This is a genomic window from Microbacterium yannicii PS01 (assembly GCF_000304335.1).
GTDB lineage: Bacteria > Actinomycetota > Actinomycetes > Actinomycetales > Microbacteriaceae > Microbacterium > Microbacterium yannicii_A.
The window spans coordinates 1-16,030 of record NZ_CAJF01000035.1 but is presented as its reverse complement, the minus strand read 5'-3'; the positions used below and the strand labels follow the sequence as shown (position 1 = coordinate 16,030).

Below are 16,030 nucleotides of genomic sequence, written 5' to 3'. Positions count from 1 at the left end.
CGGAGCTCAGCAGTCAGAAGCTGTGGGTTAACGCAGGCATGATGCGCGCAAAGTGACTGCCGAGGGAACCGGAAGCGCGCGGCAAAGCAGACGCGCAGCGTCGGACGACGAGGCGGCGGTCGAACGCTCGGATCACGGATGCCGCGAGCCACGGCATCCGGAGCGAGCCGCTGTCAGTCGTTGCCGACGATCGGGATGCGGATGTTGTCGAACTCGCCGCCGGTGAGGATCGCAAACGCCTCGGAATCGTCGTCGAGCCCGTCGACCTGGACGAGGGTGCCGCGCGGGGCCATGTCCATCGTGCAGACCTGGTCGGCGGGCGGGGTGACGAAGGTCACGGTGACCTCGGAGTCGGCGGCGGTGACACCCTCGACCTCGGGCACACAGCTCGATGATCCCCACGTCAGGATCACGAACTGGCCGTCGTCGCCGGTCCAGCCGGCGCTCGGCAGATATTCGGTCTCGCCGCTGGGGTCGAGGCCGGCGACGCCGTCGAGGTCGGTGTCGCCCATGTAGGTCTCGCCGGTCACCCGGATCTCGAGCGTCTGCGTCGGGTCGACGCCTTCGGGCACGCCGACCAGCGTCACGCGGGGCACGAGGTCGCGCGTGCAGGCGGTGTCGGCCGGCGGGTCGACGAGCTCGACCTCGAGCACGCCGTCCGCGTACGTCGCCTCACCGGCCGTCGGCACGCATGTCGATGACCCTTCGGTCACGATGCCGATCATCCGGCCGTTGTCGAGCCAGGCCGCATCCAGCTCGATGTCGCCGCCCATGTCGTCCGACGCGCCACCGCTCGCCGAGGGCGTCGGCGCGGAGCCCGGATCGGTCGGCGTCGCGCACGCGGTCAGCGCCGCGGCGAGGAAGAGGGCGAGCGCCGACCCGGCGAGGGTGGAGAGAGAACGACGTGACATGCGAGGGCCTTTCGATACGCGGAGGCCATCCCCCGAGGCATCCGTCACCCCTATGGTGTCGCAATCGCGCCCGGAATCTCGGGCCTTCGATAACGCACCGGTCACGATTGTCGACGCGATCGCCTACTGCAGCGCCGAGGTCAGGCGGGCGAGGTTGTCGAGCACGGTCGAGCGGAGGGGCTGGCCCTCCCACTCCTCGAGCGTGAGGTGACGGCTGAGCGAGCGGTACTTGTCTTCCACGACCCGCATCTGGCGCACGAACTCCTCGCCGCGCACCAGCATCGAGATCTCCATGTTGAGACCGAACGAGCGCATGTCCATGTTGCTGGAGCCGATGATCGCGACCTCGTCGTCGATCGTGAGGCTCTTGGTGTGCAGAATGTACGGCTTCTCGTACATCCAGATCTTCACGCCTGCGCGCAGCAGCGCCTCGTAGTAGCTGCGCTGCGCGTGGTAGACGATCGCCTGATCGCCCTCCTCCGAGACGAAGAGCTCGACGTGGATGCCGCGCTGGCACGCCGTCGTGATCGCGAGCAACAGTGCCTCGTCCGGCACGAAGTACGGGCTCACGACGATGATCTTTCGCTGGGCGGCGTAGAGCAGGCCCGCGAAGAGCTTGAGGTTGTTCTCGAATTCGAACCCCGGTCCCGACGGCACGATCTGACAGTCGAGGTCGCCGGGCCCCGACTGCACGTCGAAGAGGTCGATCTCGTCGGTGAGCACTTCGTCGGTCTCGCTGTACCAGTCGCTGAGGAAGACCGCATTGACGGATGCCACGACCGGGCCCTCGATGCGGGCGATGAGGTCGACCCAGTGCAGGCCCCGCTTGATGTTCTTCTTCAGGTTGTAGGTCGAGGCGGTGATGTTCTGCGATCCGGTGAAGGCCACGCGACCGTCGATCACGAGCAGCTTGCGGTGGTTGCGCAGGTCGGGTCGCTGGTACTTGCCCTTGAACGGCTGCACCGGAAGCATCAGATGCCAGTGCGCCCCCATCGCGCTGAGGCGCTTGAGAGTGCGCCGGTAGTACGGCTTGCCGCGGTTCGCCCAGTGGTCCAGCAGCACCCGCACCGGGACGCCCCGGGCCGCGACCTCTTCGAGCGCGCGGAAGAAGTTGTCGGTCGAGGCATCCGACTGGAAGATGTAGAACTCGACGTGCACGTACCGCTCGGCCTGGCGGATGGCGTCGGCCATCGCGTCGAGGCTCGCCTGGTAGTCGGGGATGAGCTGGGCCGCGTTGTCGCCGGCCAGCGGCATGGCGCCGAGGTTGCGATTGAGGGTCACGAGCGACGTGAACCAGCCCGGGGCGTGCGGGCGCAGAGTGCCGAAGTCGAGCGACTGGCTGGTGTCGTGGATGTACTGGTTGATGCGCTCCTGCTTGCGACGGCGCTTCCGCGGAAGCCGTGGATTGCCGATCAGCAGGAACAGGAACACCCCGATGATGGGGATGAAGTAGATCGCGAGCAGCCACGCCATCGCGGCGGTCGGCCGGCGATTGCGCGGCACGATGATGATCGCTGCGATGCGGATGGCCAGGTCTACGACGAAGACGACGAGCACCCACCACGTCGCATCGATCGTGACTGAAATCACCCGGCGTCCTCCCCCATCGAGCGCGGTGTCCCCAGCGTACTGGGGGGCACCGTCAGAGCTCGGACGCGGAGGAGGGGGATTCGGATGCCGCAGCCCGCCCTTGGGTGCCGGTCACGGCCTGCGGGGCAGGTGTCTGCACGGCGGTGGCAACGGGAGGCAGGCCCCGCTTGGCGCGCTCCTTGGCCTCGATGCGCGCATAGACGCGGCGCTCGGTGCGGTCGGAGCGGATGATGCTGCGGAGGACGAAGAAGAAGATCGCACTGACGACGATGGTCGGCAGCAGCGTCCACACGACTGCTACCCAGTACTCGTCCATGTGTTCCAGGATACGCCGGGCCGATCGACGCTTTCTCCATGAGCATCCCCTCCTCCACAGGAGGAGATGCACGGGGGTATCCGTCGGCGCTCATCCACAGGCCTTCCCTCCGAAACGCGTCGCCACAAGGCTCAGTCGTCATGACCTCGACAATCGTCAAAGCGGCGGATGCCGCCCAGTTCCTCGCCTTCGTCCCTCGCATGCTGGGCTACCAGCCGTCGCGAAGCCTCGTGATGATCCCGTTCCATGGCTCGCGCAGTCTCGGCGCGATGCGCTTCGATCTTCCGGAGTCCGCCCACGACGGCGAGGACGCCGTCGACCGCATCGCCTCGACCGTCATCGGGATGACATGCCGGCTGCCCGAAGCCGACGCCGTGGCCACGATCGTCTACACCGACGCCACGTTCGCGGGCGGGGGGATGCCGCACCACGAGATCGCGGCGGCTCTCGAGCGCCGCGCCGACGCGTGCGGGCTGCGCATGACCGATGCGCTGTGGGTCGCCGCCGACGGATGGGGCTCGTACCTCGACCCGGCCTGTCCCGACGCGGGGCGGCCGTTGGCCGAGCTCGGCAGCACGTCGTCCGCGCTAGCGGGGATCCCGGAACCCAGCGGCGACCAGGCGTCGGGCGCCGATCTGCCCCACCACGACCTCGCCGAGCGCGAGAGGACCGGGCGAGCGCTCGCCGCTCTCAACCGCGCGGTCGGGGTGCTCTGCGGCGAGGACGCCGCGTCGGAAGCGGGCGTGAAGAGTGACACCGCGGATCACGACGGCGGCGATCCGATCCGGGCCGTCGGGTCCGACGCTGGAGGCTCACGGAACACCCGGTGGGCGGGGCGACGTGGATCGGCGAGCTCGGCCGACCTCGCGCCCGTGCCACCACCGATGAGCGGGGAAGCCCGATCCGACGCGTCCGGGCCGGCAGACCAGGAGCGCGTCGACCCGCACGCGCTCGTCGCGGTGTGCCTCCTGGACGATCTGCCGGATCTCTTCGAAGGCGCCCTGACGTGGGATGTCGAGACGCTCAGCGCCTACGAGACCGCGGCGCTGGTGTGGTGCCTGTCGCGGCCGTCCCTGCGCGACATCGCGCTCGTGCAGTGGAGCGGCGACTTCGGGGAGGGCGATGACGCGCTGGACGCGCAGCTGCGATGGGAGTCCGGCGAGGAGTACCCGGCCGATCTCGCCATGCGGATGTGGGGCGAGGGTGAGCGGCCGGATCCTGCCCGCCTGGAGACGGCGCTCCAGCTCGTGCGCCATGTCGCCGCGCTCGCTCCGCGCCTCTCGCGACCGGGTCCGCTCGCCATGTGCGCCTGGCTGTCATGGGCGCTGGGCCGGTCGACCCACGCCGAGGCGTATGCGACGCAGGCCTGCGAGATCGAGCCCGAGCACGGTCTGTCGGAGATCGTGCTGTCGTTCGTGCACGCCGGGCATCTGCCCGACTGGGCGTTCCGGCGGACGGCCTGAGGACTCAGCCCCGGATGCTGGCTACTTGACCCGCAGGGAATCGGGGCTGACTACTTGACCAGAGGGAACAGAATCGTCTCGCGGATGCCGAGTCCGGTGATCGCCATGAGAAGCCGGTCGATGCCCATGCCCATGCCGCCCGTCGGCGGCATGCCGTGCTCGAGCGCACGGAGGAACTCCTCGTCGATCCGCATCGCCTCGAGATCGCCGCGGGCGGCGAGCTTGGCCTGCTCGACGAAGCGCTCGCGCTGGATGACCGGGTCGACGAGCTCGGAGTATCCCGTCGCGAGCTCGAAGCCGCGAACGTACAGATCCCACTTCTCCACGACTCCCGGAAGGGAGCGGTGCTCGCGCACCAGTGGGCTGGTGTCGAGGGGGAAGTCCATGACGAACGTCGGCCGGGTCAGCTGCGACTTGACGAAGTGCTCCCAGAGCTCCTCGACGAGCTTGCCGTGGATGACGTGCGGCGGCTCTTCGACACCGGCCGAGGCGGCGAGCGCCCGCAGCTCGTCGAGCGGGGTCTCGGGGGTGATCGTCCGGCCCGCCGCCTCCGACAGCGACTCGTACATCGAGAGCCGCGCCCAGTCGCCGCCGAGATCGAACTCGGTCCCGTCCGCCCACGTCACGGTGGTCGATCCGGCGACGGCGATCGCGGCGTTCTGGATCAGCTCCTGGGTGAGGTCGGCGATGCCGTTGTAGTCGCTGTACGCCTGATAGGCCTCGAGCATCGCGAACTCGGGGCTGTGCGTCGAGTCGGCGCCCTCGTTGCGGAAGTTGCGGTTGATCTCGAACACGCGGTCGATGCCGCCGACGACGGCGCGCTTGAGGAACAGCTCCGGCGCGATCCGCAGATAGAGGTCGGCGTCGAACGCGTTCGAGTGGGTGATGAAGGGGCGAGCCGATGCCCCGCCGTGCTGGACCTGAAGCATCGGGGTCTCGACCTCGATGAACTCGTGCGAGGTGAAGGTCTCGCGCAGGCTCGCGTTCACCTTCGCGCGCGCGACGACGGTCTCGCGAGCACGGTCGCGCACGATCAGGTCGAGGAAGCGGCTGCGGACGCGGCTCTCCTCGCTCAGCTCGTTGTACAAGTTGGGGAGGGGAAGCACCGCCTTGGAGGCGATCTGCCATTCCGAGACCATGATCGACAGCTCGCCGCGGCGGCTCGAGATCACCTCGCCCGAGACGAAGACGTGGTCGCCGAGGTCGACGAGCTCCTTCCAGGCCTGCAACGACTCCTCGCCCACCGTGGCGAGCGACACCATCGCCTGGATGCGACTCCCGTCGCCGGCCTGCAGTGTGGCGAAGCACAGCTTTCCGGTGTTGCGGCTGAACACGACGCGCCCGGCGAGGGCGGCGGTGACGCCGGTCTCAGCACCCGCCTCGAGATCGCCGTAGCGTTCGCGCAGCGCGGGGATCGTGTCGGTGATCGGGAGGCTGACGGGGTACGCCCCGCCCGCGGCATCCGCTCGCTCCGCGATCAGTCGCTCGCGCTTGGCCAGCCGCACGGCCTTCTGCTCGAATGCTTCGGCGAGCTCGGCGACCGAGGGGTCGGTCGGCTCGGCGGGGCCCTCGGCGGGCGCGGTCGTGTCGGTCATGACGGGGGGCTCCTCGGAACGCGGACCCCCCAGTCTATCGACGGCGTTCCTCGGCGTCGGCTGAGCCGTCGACCGCCGCGGCTATCGCCCGCAACAGGTGTTCTGCCGAGCACAGGGCCGATCTCGCGGACATCGTCCTGCCTACGCCAGAACACCTGTATTGAGCAAGACGGACGGGCGGTCCATGAGCGAGACGCAGGCCCCGGCCAGGCGCCCGTCTGACTCGGAACCGGTCAGCTGATGTAGATCTCGGCGTTGTCGATGAAGCGGTGACCGGCGACGCTCGCGGCGATGAGCGCGAAGGCCGGACCCTGATGGCCCTCGTCGACGGGCAGGAACGTCTCGCGGTCCACGACGCTGAGGTACTCCAGGCGGATGCGGGGCTCGCCCATGAGGGCGGACTGCGCCGCCGCGATGCAGGCGTCCACGCCCCGGTCGGCGTTGGACGCGGCCGCGTCGAGCGCAGCGGGCAGCAGCGTCGCCGCGGCGAGGTCGCGGTCTTCGAGCATGCCGACGCGGGTCGAGACCGGGAGGCCGTCGTCGCCGCGGACGGTCTCGACCGTCGCGACCTCGACGTCGAAGAAGAGGTCGCGGATCATGCGGCGCACGAGGAACACCCGCTGCCGATCGCGCTCGCCGTAGACGGCGACGTCGGGGCGGACGAGGTGGAAGAGCTTGGCCTCGACGGTGAGCAGTCCATCGAAGTAGTACGGGCGCGCCCGGCCCTCATAGCGCAGGCCCATGTCGCCGGCGCTGATCTTCGTCGTCGAGGGGCCGTCGGGCAGCAGCTCCGCCGTCTCGGGTGCGAACACGATGTCGACGCCCAGCGACGCCAGCAGGCGCTCGTCGTCCTCGCGCGTCCTCGGATAGGCCGCGTGCTCGGCCGGGTTCGCGAAGCGCAGCGGGTTGACGAAGATCGACACCACGACGATGTCGGCGACCTCCCGCGCCCGGTGCACGAGGTCGATGTGGCCGTCGTGCAGGGCGCCGATCGTCGAGATGAGTGCGATACGGGCGCCGGGGGAAGCCGCGCGGACTTCGGCGAGCCGGCTGCGCAGCTCGCTGGTGGTGCTGATCATCATTGGATCGTAGCCGTGGGATCGATGCCCGGACCTTCGCCCGCCTCGGCCAGCGCGTGGTCGATCGTGGTGTGGGCGAGCGCGGTGAGGAACGAGCCAGGGTACGGCACGCCTGCCTCGGCGAGCAGCCGCGTCGCCTGCCGGACGATCGACAGCGAGAAGTCCCGGGCCGTAGCGATGCCCTCCGCGTAGGCCGGACGCGCGTCCTCGGCGATCACGACCGGTTCGCAGCCGAGCTCGACCGCCAGCGCCTGGGCGATCGGCAGCACCGGGCCGGGGGCGGTGACGGCGGCGTACGAGTTCTCGAGGGCGCGCAGATCCATCGACGTGCCCGTGAACGCGATCGCCGGATGCACCGCGAGCGGGATCGCCCCCTGGGCGACGGCGGGAGACAGGATGCCGGCGCCGAACGCCGGATCGGTGTGCAGCACGAGCTGCCCCGGCTGCCAAGCGCCCACCTCGGCGAGCCCCGCGACCAGTCCCGCGAGCTGATCGTGCGGCACGGCGACGATCACGAGCTCGCTGCGCCGGGCGACCTCGGTCGCCTCGAGGACGGGCACGCCGGGGAGGATCGCCGCGACGCGGTCGGGGTCGGAGCCGGCAGTGACGCCTACCAGCGCGTGTCCCACGCCGGCGAGCTTCGCGCCCATGACCGGACCGACGCGGCCCGCCCCGATCACGCCGATCCCGAGGCGTCCCTCTCGGGTCATGCGCGCGGCTCCCGGGGCGCCGTCGCACTCTGCTCGACCCGGTCCGCGGTCCGGTGCTCGAGCTCTCGGGCCTCGGCGCCTGCCGGCACAGCGGCGGCGAAGGCGACATCGGAAGCGGCTCCACCCGAATCAGCCGTTCGGACGGCGGACGCGGCATCCTGTTCCTGCGCCCAGCGATGCGTGCGATCCTCGAGCGTCGCGCGGACGGTCTCTCGTGCGACGTCTTCGAAGAGGGCCAGCGCGGCGTCCAGGTCGATGGCGGCGAGGTTGGGATAGACGGGTCCGGTGACGACGTGGGCCCGCGCGTTGGCCACGCGGGTCAGCCGGTCGAGCGGCCCCTGGTGCAGCCCGAGGCTCTGCAGCCTCGCCAGCGGCAGCAGCGTCAGCTTGCGCCAGATCATGCCGCGCCGCAGCAGCAGCAGATCGCCGGTGAGGCGGAACCCGTTGCGGCGGAACGACAGCGGACGGATCCACCACGCCCGCGCCGGGGAGTTCGTGAACGAGTCGCCCTGGGCCGGCCCGGCGAAGCCCTCGCGGGCGATGAGCGCCCACTCCTCGTCGGGCACCGACGGCTGCAGCAGGCGCAGGACGCGCTCGACGTCGGCCGCGGTTCCCACCGGCAGCACGGTGGTGAATTGGTCCGTCGTGGTGTCGCTCACGCTGCGACCCGTCAGGCGGTTGATCCGCACCATCCACCACCCGAAGGGGCGCCACAGGATGGGCTGCGTCACCTCGACGGCGTGCACCCGGCCGGGCGGCACGATCTCGGTGACAGTGGTGAGCAGGCCGAACGTGATCCGCACGCCGTCGGGCGTCGGCGCGATGGAGTACCGCAGCGAGCGCACGATCGAACGGAACCAGTACGCGCCGAAGCCGATGATGCCCGGCACGAACGCGAAGAGCAGCCATGTCGTCCCCTGGGCGACGCCCCAGATCACGGCGGCGGTGCCGAGCACGAGCATCACGGTGGACATGCTGACGATGTGGGATGCCACGAGCCGTCCCACCGGGATGTTCACGACCGAGTCGGGCACGGCGACGGGCGCCTCGGAGCCCTCGATCATGCCGGTGAGCTCGCGGCCGACCGTCTGGCCGAGCGCCGAGACGCGGCTGCCCGCCCGTGCGGCGCCGGCAGCCGCTCCCTCGGCCAAGCGCTGGCCCGATGCCAGACGCAGGATGTCGGCGCGCACCGCCTCGGCATTCGCGGTCGACAGGTATTCGAGCTTGACGTTCGCGTCCGTTCCCGCGCCGACGACCTCGAGCTTGGCCATGCCGAGCAGGCGGGCGATCATCGGACGCGTCAGATTCACGCCCTGCACGCGGTCCAGCGGCGCACGGCGCTGGGTGCGGAAGAGGATGCCGCTGCGCACTTCGACATCGTCGCCGGTGATGCGGAACGTGTGGAACCGCCACGAAAGGTAGAACACAGCGACGACCACGAGCAGGGCGGCGAGGACCGCGAGCGCGGCGAGGAGATACAGATTGTTGGCGACGATGAAGTCGATCGGGTCACCGCCACCCTGCCACTGCACGGCGTCGTCAGAGAGCTCGTCCTCGATGTCGCCGCCGACCTCAGGAGCCAGCCAGGGAAGGAACAGGACCAGGAGGCGGTCGCGCAGGTTCGCGATGATGATGCCGATCACCACGATCAGCACCAGTCCGCCCCGCAGCAGCGGGGTGAGCGGGTGCAGCCGATGCCACTCCCCATCGCTGAGCGGCGAGGACACCAGTTCGGGCGGGGGCGCCGGCGGCCCTTCGACAGGCTCAGGGACCCCGGAGGTCGGCTCAGGGACCGCGGGGGTCGGCTCGGGACCCGCCGAGCCGGTCGCAGGCGGGACGTACGGGGGCGGCGGAGCGACGGGCTCCGGAACCGCGGAGCCGGGCTCGGGAACCCCGGGATCGGGCTGCGTCGTCATAGCCCGGTGCGCCGGCTCTCGGCGACGGCCACGAGATGGTCGCGCAGGGTCTCGGCCGTCGACTGCTCCAGGCCCGGGATCACCACTCCCGTGGCCGCGGCCGCGGTGACGAACTTCAGCTGTGCGATGCCGAAGCCACGATCGAGCGGCCCATGCGTGATGTCGATCAGCTGCATGCGCCCATACGGCACGGCGACGAAGCGCTGCCACAGGATGCCGCGGCGGAAGACGAGGTCGTCCTGTCGCAGCAGGTACCCGATCGAGCGAGCCTGCCGCGGCAGGATCGCGAGGGTCCACACGAGGATGAGCGTGAGGATGCCGCCCGGGATCCACGCCCACCACTGGTGCATGAGCAGCGTGAGCACGAGAGTCGCGGCGACGACGATAAGCAGGAACGAGCCGTTCGCGATGAACTGCACCCGCACGTACTTCGGCGAGATCTGGTGCCAGACCCCGCCCTCGAGAACCAGCCTGTTCTCGGAGCGCGGCTCGGCGAGGCGCGTGAACGTCCCTCCGTCGACGGGGACGGATGCCGCGGCCGACGCCTCGGCCTCGCTCACGCCCACCGGGTCAGTGGCCGTGGATTCGGGGCTCGAGTCCGGGCTCTTCGCCGCCGGGCTGTTCGTCATCGTCGTCCTTCCGGATCGTGCACAGGTGCTCCGCGACGAGTCCGGCGACGACGAGCAGAGCGCCGCACACGGCCGTCGCGACGACCGTTCCCACCGAGCCTAGCGAGGGTGCGACCGGTCGGCTGGTGAGGAAGATCAGCAGCCCCACGCCCAGTCCGCCGATCGCCGCGCCGACGATGCTCGACGCCTTCGCGAGCATCGCCACCCGGAGCGCCCGGAACGGGTTGACCGGGGCGGTGCCGGTACCGCGGGTCGCCCGGCGGATGGGGAGTGACAGTGCCACGACCACCGCGCCGAGCAGCACGAGCAGGATCGGCAGCGTCACTGCAGGCGTGAAGGTGGCGCGCCCGGCTGAGGTCAGAAGCTGGTCGGCGATGAACCCCGCCGCGGCGCCCAGCACCGCGGCGACGAGGAGAACACCGGCACCGGTGCGCTTCACGTGCTGCTCCTGCGCAGCCGCTCGAGAGCCGCGTCGGCCCGGCCCACCCCGGGAAGCTCGGCGTCGGGGTCGACCGTGAGCCACGGCGCCAGCACGAACTCGCGTTCCGCGGCCCGCGGATGCGGGAGCAGCAGGTTCGGCCCGTCGCTGACGACGTCGCCGTACGCGATGAGGTCGAGGTCGAGCGTGCGGTCCTCCCAACCGGCTTCGCCCGCAGACCGGCGTTCGGTGCGCGATCGGCCGTAGCGCAACTCGATCGCGTGGAGGTAGCCCAGCAGCACGGTGGGCGCCAGACGGGTGGAGAGCACGGCGACGGCGTTGATGTACGCCGGTGCCGAGGCATCCGGACCCTCGGGCTTCATCGCGACTGACTCGATGGGCTCCGAGACGCGTACCTCGTCCACGAGGGGCAGGCGCGCGAGATCCTTCACCGCGGCAGCGATCGTCTCGGCGCGATCGCCGAGATTGGCGCCGAGCGCCACCACGGCCTCGACGCTGTGGTGCTCGGAGGTGGGCGGTTCGGCGTGCAGACCCTCGGCAAGGCGGCGGTTCATGACTGTTCCCTGGCTCGTTCGATCGTCACCGCGACGTCGGCGAACGCCAGCGGGATGGGGGCATCGGGCTTGTGCACGGTGACGCGCACCCCGTCGACGCGGTCGCCGGCGAGCACGTGGCGCGCGATGCGGTCGGCGAGCGTCTCGAGGAGGTCGACCGGCTCGCCGCCGACGATGTCCGCCACCTGCTGCGCGAGCTCGCCGTAGTGCACGGTGTCAGCGACGTCGTCGCTCGCGGCGGCCGGTCGCGTGTCGAGCCGCAGGACGAGGTCGATCACGAAGTCCTGGCCGACGCGGCGCTCGTCCTCGTAGACGCCATGACGGCCGAAGACCCGCAGACCGGTCAGCGAGATCTCGTCGGCGACGCCCATCGGCTGTCTCCTTCCCAGCTGCGAGCCACCACGAGAGCATCGCTGGTGGCTGCGACATCGTGCACGCGCACCGCCCAGGCGCCCGCCTGCGCGGCCAGGACGCTGGTCACGGCGGTGGCCAGATCGCGGCGGTCCTCGGAGACCTCGGCGGGGTCCTCTTCGCGCGGTTCGGCGAGCGCCTCGGCCAGGAACCGCTTGCGGCTCGTTCCGACGAGCACGCGCGGACCCACGGCGACGAGGCGCCCGAGTCCCTGCAGCGTCGCCCAGTTCTGTGCGCCCTTCTTGCCGAACCCCACACCGGGATCGAGGATCACCCGCGACGGCGCGATGCCGGCCGCGGCGGCCTCGTCGACGCGCGATGCGAGCTCGGTCACGACCTCGGTGGCGACGTCGGCGTACTGCGCTCGCGCGTACATGTCGGCCGAATGGCCGCGCCAGTGCGAGATCACGATGTCGGCGCCGCTCGAGGCGACGGCGGCGAACATCTCGGGATCGGCGAGACCGCCCGACACATCGTTCACGATCCGGGCGCCGGCCTCGACGGCGGCGACCGCGGTGACGGCGTTCATGGTGTCGATGCTCACCGCGATCCCGGCATCGGCGAGTGCGCGCACCACCGGAAGAGCGCGATCCTGCTCGAGGCGCGGGTCGACCCGCTCCGCGCCCGGACGCGTGGATTCACCGCCGACATCGAGGATGTGAGCGCCCTGCGCGCGCAGAGCGAGCCCGTGGGCGACGGCGGCCTCGGCATCCGCATATCGTCCCCCGTCGCTGAACGAGTCGGGCGTGACGTTCACGATGCCCATGACGAGCGTCATTCGCGGTTCCCCCGGGCACCGTGCGACGGTGCCGACAGCAGCGCGATGAGCTCGGCGCGCGCCGCCGGCTCGGTGAACTCGCCGCGCGCCGCGATGGTCACGGTCGAGGCGTCCGCCTGCTGGTCGCCGCGCATCGTCACGCACTCGTGCGACGCGTCTAGCACGACGAGCACGCCACGGGCGTCGAGGGAGCCCGCGATGGCGTCGGCGATCTGCTCGCCGAGGCGCTCCTGCACCTGGGGACGGGACGCGAGGATCTCGACCACCTTCGGCAGGGCGCCCAGTCCGACCACCTGCTCGCCGGGCAGGTACGCGATGTGGGCGTGACCGCGGAACGGGAGCAGGTGGTGCTCGCACACCGAGCGGAAGCGGATGTCGCGCAGCATGACCGCGCCGGACGGAAGGGTGTCCGGCGCCGGGCCGCGAGTCACCGAGATCGTGCGGGCGAGGGGGGCCGAGGCATCCTCGCCGACTCCGGCGAAGAACTCGGCGTACGCGCCCGCGACGCGCTCGGGCGTCTGCTTCAGGCCCGGGCGATCGGGGTCCTCTCCGATCGCCTCGAGCAGCTCGCGCACGAGCGCGGCGATACGCTCACGGTCGACGGCCACGGGCCGAGCCTACGCGGTCGCGGGACGCGCCTGCCCGGTCGGGCGGCGCGTGAGAGCCTTCTCGGCGACCGGCTCCTCGGACTCGACGTTCGCGGCGAGGCCCGCCTCTTCACGACGCGCCGGAACATCGACGGGCGGACGCGTCGACGGCGGACGCTGCTCGCTCGACAGCCACTGCGGGCGCGGCGGGAGCCGCTTGATGTCCTTGAAGATCTCGGCGAGCTCGAGGTGGTCGAGCGTCTCCTTCTCCAGGAGCTCGAGGGCGAGCTTGTCGAGGATCTCGCGGTTGTCGTTGATGACCTCGTACGCCTCGTTGTGCGCCTGCTCGATCAGGCCTCGCACCTGCACGTCGACCCGCTCGGCGATGCGCTCCGAGAAGTCGCGGCCGTGTCCCATGTCGCGGCCCATGAAGACCTCGCCCGAGGACTGGCCGAGCTTGACCGGTCCGACGTCGTTGGTCATGCCGTACTCGGTGACCATCTTGCGGGCGATGCCGGTCGCCTTCTCGATGTCGTTCGAGGCGCCGGTGGTGGGGTCGTGGAAGACGATCTCCTCGGCGACGCGGCCCCCCATCGCGTAGGTGAGCTGGTCCTGCAGCTCGTTGCGGGTGACCGAGTACTTGTCGTCCAGCGGCAGCACCATCGTGTAGCCGAGCGCCTTGCCGCGCGGGAGGATCGTCACCTTCGTGACGGGATCGGTGTGGTTCATCGCCGCCGCCGCGAGGGCGTGCCCGCCCTCGTGATAGGCGGTGATGAGCTTCTCCTTGTCCCTCATGACACGCGTGCGGCGCTGCGGGCCGGCGATCACGCGGTCGATCGCCTCGTCGAGCGCACGGTTGTCGATCAGCTGCGCGTTGGAGCGCGCCGTCAGCAGCGCGGCCTCGTTGAGCACGTTCGCGAGGTCGGCGCCGGTGAAACCCGGCGTCTTGCGGGCGACGACCTCGAGGTCGACGCCGTCTGCGAGCGGCTTGCCGCGACCGTGCACCTCGAGGATTTTCTTGCGGCCCTTGAGATCGGGGGCATCGACGCCGATCTGGCGGTCGAAGCGGCCCGGGCGCAGCAGCGCCGGGTCGAGGATGTCGGGACGGTTCGTCGCCGCGATCACGATGACGTTGACCTTGGGGTCGAACCCGTCCATCTCGACGAGCATCTGGTTCAGCGTCTGCTCGCGCTCGTCGTGGCCGCCGCCCATGCCCGCGCCGCGGTGACGGCCGACAGCGTCGATCTCGTCGATGAAGATGATGGCCGGAGAGGTCTCCTTCGCCTGGTTGAACAGGTCGCGCACGCGGCTCGCGCCGACGCCGACGAACATCTCGACGAAGTCCGAGCCCGAGATGGAGTAGAACGGAACGCCTGCCTCACCCGCGACGGCGCGGGCGAGCAGCGTCTTTCCGGTTCCGGGAGGGCCGTACAGCAGCACGCCCTTCGGGATGCGGGCGCCGACGGCCTGGAACTTCGAGGGGTCCTTCAGGAAGTCCTTGATCTCCTGCATCTCCTCGATGGCCTCGTCGGAGCCGGCGACGTCGGCGAAGGTGACCTGCGGCATCTCCTTGGTCACGAGCTTCGCGCGCGACTTGCCGAACTGCATGACCTTGCTGCCGCCGCCCTGCGCACTGGACAGCAGCCACCAGAACAGCAGACCCAGCAGCAGGATCGGCAGCAGGAGCGAGATGAAGCCGTCGAAGAACGTGGGGCGCGGGACGGTGTCGTTGAAGCCGTCCTCCGGGTCGGCGGCGTTGACCGCATCGACGACCTCTTCGGCGCGCGCCTGCACGTAGTAGAACTGCACATCGGTGGCGCCCTCATAGGCGTCCGAGAGCTTCATGTCCACGCGCTGGTCGCCGTCGGTGTTGACGACCTCCGAGACGGTGTCGCCCGCCAGCAGCTCCAGCCCCTCCTGCGTCGAGATCTGCTTCGCGCCGTTCAGGCTCGAGATGAGCGAGAACCCCACGATGAGGAAGATCCCGATCAGCAGGACGTAGAAGAGCGGGTTGCGGGTGATCTTCTTGAAGTCCATGGTGCGGGCGCGGGCCCGACCCCTTTCGTCGACGAACCGTCGCGCCAGCCGGTTCTCGGCCGCCGACGGGTGGATTCAGGGTATCGCGGCGTTCCTAGGGGCTGACTGTGCATTCGCCCCGGGCGTAATCGTGTGGGGTGTTGCAGAGCGCGGACTATGTCCGGTTACCGCTGCGCGGGATCCATGTCCGGGCTACCGCTGCGCGGGATCATCCTCCGGCGCGCGACCCGCGGCGTCGACTTCGTCGGCGGCGCCCGCCAGTCCCGAGCCCGCGCGCTCTCCGGATGATCCCGCTCCGCTAGACCTGCGAGTGGGACGCCGCGGAGAGATGGGCCGCGAGAGAGGAACGAGAAGAGAGGAGAGGGAGTCAGGAGTAGACGTGGGGGGCGAGGATCGCGACGTCGCGCAGGTTGCGGTAGCGCTCGGCGTAGTCGAGGCCGTAGCCGACGACGAACTCGGTGGGGATGTCGAAGCCCACGTACTTGCACGGCACCTCGACCTTGGCCGCCTCGGGCTTGCGCAGCAGCGCGAACACTTCGACGGATGCCGCGCCTCGGGCGGTGAAGTTCTCCAGCAGCCAACTGAGGGTCAGACCCGAGTCGATGATGTCCTCGACGATGAGGACGTGCTTGCCGAGGATGTCGGTGTCGAGGTCCTTGCGGATCTGGACCACACCGCTCGACTTCGTGCCGGCGCCATAGGACGAGACCGCCATCCAGTCCATCGGCGCCGTGACCTTCAGCGCCCGTGAGAAGTCGGCCATGACCATGATCGCGCCCTTGAGCACGCCGACCAGCAGGAGATCCTTGCCCTCGTAGTCCGCGTCGACGCGGGCCGCCACCTCCTCCAGCTTCGCTGAGATCTGCTCCTCGGTGACGAGGACTTCGGTGATGTCGCTGGAGACGTCGGCCGCACGCATGCGTCGAGTCTAGGCGGGCAGAGCGAGACGCCGAGCCGTCGCACATGGCCGCGTGGTCCGCCGTGACACGGCCGGTTGCGACGGCTCGACGACGCC

General features: G+C 70.1%; 16 protein-coding genes. 1 reads left to right on the top strand and 15 read right to left on the bottom strand.

All coding sequences use genetic code 11. From position 1 onward, the window contains the following. Positions 1–173: 173 nt before the first annotated feature. The 3 genes from WYM_RS16290 to WYM_RS16280 all read right to left on the bottom strand — a co-directional run bounded on the left by WYM_RS16290 (position 174) and on the right by WYM_RS16280 (position 2,817). Positions 174–911, bottom strand: a complete 738-nt coding sequence (locus tag WYM_RS16290; RefSeq protein ID WP_019181909.1) for a hypothetical protein — start codon at positions 909–911, stop codon at positions 174–176. Between the two features lie 123 nt (positions 912–1,034). Next, positions 1,035–2,501, bottom strand: coding sequence for a cardiolipin synthase (cls, locus tag WYM_RS16285; protein ID WP_019181908.1), 1,467 nt, complete (start codon positions 2,499–2,501; stop codon positions 1,035–1,037). 52 nt (positions 2,502–2,553) lie between these two features. Then, positions 2,554–2,817 carry a hypothetical protein gene (locus WYM_RS16280; RefSeq protein WP_019181907.1) on the bottom strand — a complete coding sequence of 88 codons (264 nt, stop codon included), beginning with the start codon at positions 2,815–2,817 and terminating at the stop codon, positions 2,554–2,556. A 140-nt stretch (positions 2,818–2,957) separates the two neighbouring features. Between WYM_RS16280 and WYM_RS16275 the strand changes: the two genes are divergently transcribed. Beyond that, positions 2,958–4,280, top strand: coding sequence for a DUF4192 family protein (locus WYM_RS16275; protein ID WP_019181906.1), 1,323 nt, complete (start codon positions 2,958–2,960; stop codon positions 4,278–4,280). A 50-nt stretch (positions 4,281–4,330) separates the two neighbouring features. Here the strand turns inward: WYM_RS16275 and lysS are convergent, their stop codons facing one another. The 12 genes from lysS to hpt form a co-directional block, all read right to left on the bottom strand. Beyond that, positions 4,331–5,875 (bottom strand): lysine--tRNA ligase, encoded by a 1,545-nt coding sequence (gene lysS / locus WYM_RS16270; protein WP_019181905.1) that lies wholly within the window; start codon positions 5,873–5,875, stop codon positions 4,331–4,333. Positions 5,876–6,108: 233 nt separating this feature from the next. Then, positions 6,109–6,954: a pantoate--beta-alanine ligase gene (gene panC / locus WYM_RS16265; RefSeq protein ID WP_019181904.1), complete on the bottom strand. Its 846-nt coding sequence runs from the start codon at positions 6,952–6,954 to the stop codon at positions 6,109–6,111. Continuing rightward, the gene (locus tag WYM_RS16260) at positions 6,954–7,664 is read right to left on the bottom strand and encodes a Rossmann-like and DUF2520 domain-containing protein (RefSeq protein WP_019181903.1); all 711 of its coding nucleotides are present in this window, start codon (positions 7,662–7,664) and stop codon (positions 6,954–6,956) included. Before WYM_RS16260 ends, panC begins: the two co-directional genes overlap by 1 nt. Next, the gene (locus WYM_RS20565) at positions 7,661–9,580 is read right to left on the bottom strand and encodes a PH domain-containing protein (protein WP_157525283.1); all 1,920 of its coding nucleotides are present in this window, start codon (positions 9,578–9,580) and stop codon (positions 7,661–7,663) included. Before WYM_RS20565 ends, WYM_RS16260 begins: the two co-directional genes overlap by 4 nt. Continuing rightward, positions 9,577–10,209: a PH domain-containing protein gene (locus WYM_RS20560; protein ID WP_026059877.1), complete on the bottom strand. Its 633-nt coding sequence runs from the start codon at positions 10,207–10,209 to the stop codon at positions 9,577–9,579. Before WYM_RS20560 ends, WYM_RS20565 begins: the two co-directional genes overlap by 4 nt. Beyond that, complete coding sequence (locus tag WYM_RS16245; protein ID WP_019181900.1) at positions 10,151–10,648, bottom strand: DUF3180 domain-containing protein; 498 nt, start codon at positions 10,646–10,648, stop codon at positions 10,151–10,153. Before WYM_RS16245 ends, WYM_RS20560 begins: the two co-directional genes overlap by 59 nt. After that, complete coding sequence (gene folK, locus WYM_RS16240; protein ID WP_019181899.1) at positions 10,645–11,202, bottom strand: 2-amino-4-hydroxy-6-hydroxymethyldihydropteridine diphosphokinase; 558 nt, start codon at positions 11,200–11,202, stop codon at positions 10,645–10,647. The genes WYM_RS16245 and folK overlap by 4 nt, the downstream gene beginning before the upstream one ends. Next, positions 11,199–11,573 (bottom strand): dihydroneopterin aldolase, encoded by a 375-nt coding sequence (gene folB / locus WYM_RS16235; protein WP_019181898.1) that lies wholly within the window; start codon positions 11,571–11,573, stop codon positions 11,199–11,201. The genes folK and folB overlap by 4 nt, the downstream gene beginning before the upstream one ends. Beyond that, entirely contained in the window at positions 11,546–12,391 is an 846-nt protein-coding gene (gene folP / locus WYM_RS16230; RefSeq protein ID WP_019181897.1) for a dihydropteroate synthase, read from the bottom strand. The genes folB and folP overlap by 28 nt, the downstream gene beginning before the upstream one ends. Continuing rightward, positions 12,388–12,999 carry a GTP cyclohydrolase I gene (folE, locus tag WYM_RS16225; protein WP_019181896.1) on the bottom strand — a complete coding sequence of 204 codons (612 nt, stop codon included), beginning with the start codon at positions 12,997–12,999 and terminating at the stop codon, positions 12,388–12,390. The genes folP and folE overlap by 4 nt, the downstream gene beginning before the upstream one ends. Positions 13,000–13,008: 9 nt before the next feature. Next, the gene (ftsH, locus tag WYM_RS16220; RefSeq protein WP_019181895.1) at positions 13,009–15,015 is read right to left on the bottom strand and encodes an ATP-dependent zinc metalloprotease FtsH; all 2,007 of its coding nucleotides are present in this window, start codon (positions 15,013–15,015) and stop codon (positions 13,009–13,011) included. A gap of 367 nt (positions 15,016–15,382) precedes the next feature. Beyond that, positions 15,383–15,934 carry a hypoxanthine phosphoribosyltransferase gene (gene hpt, locus WYM_RS16215; protein ID WP_019181894.1) on the bottom strand — a complete coding sequence of 184 codons (552 nt, stop codon included), beginning with the start codon at positions 15,932–15,934 and terminating at the stop codon, positions 15,383–15,385. Between the last annotated feature and the right edge of the window lie 96 nt (positions 15,935–16,030).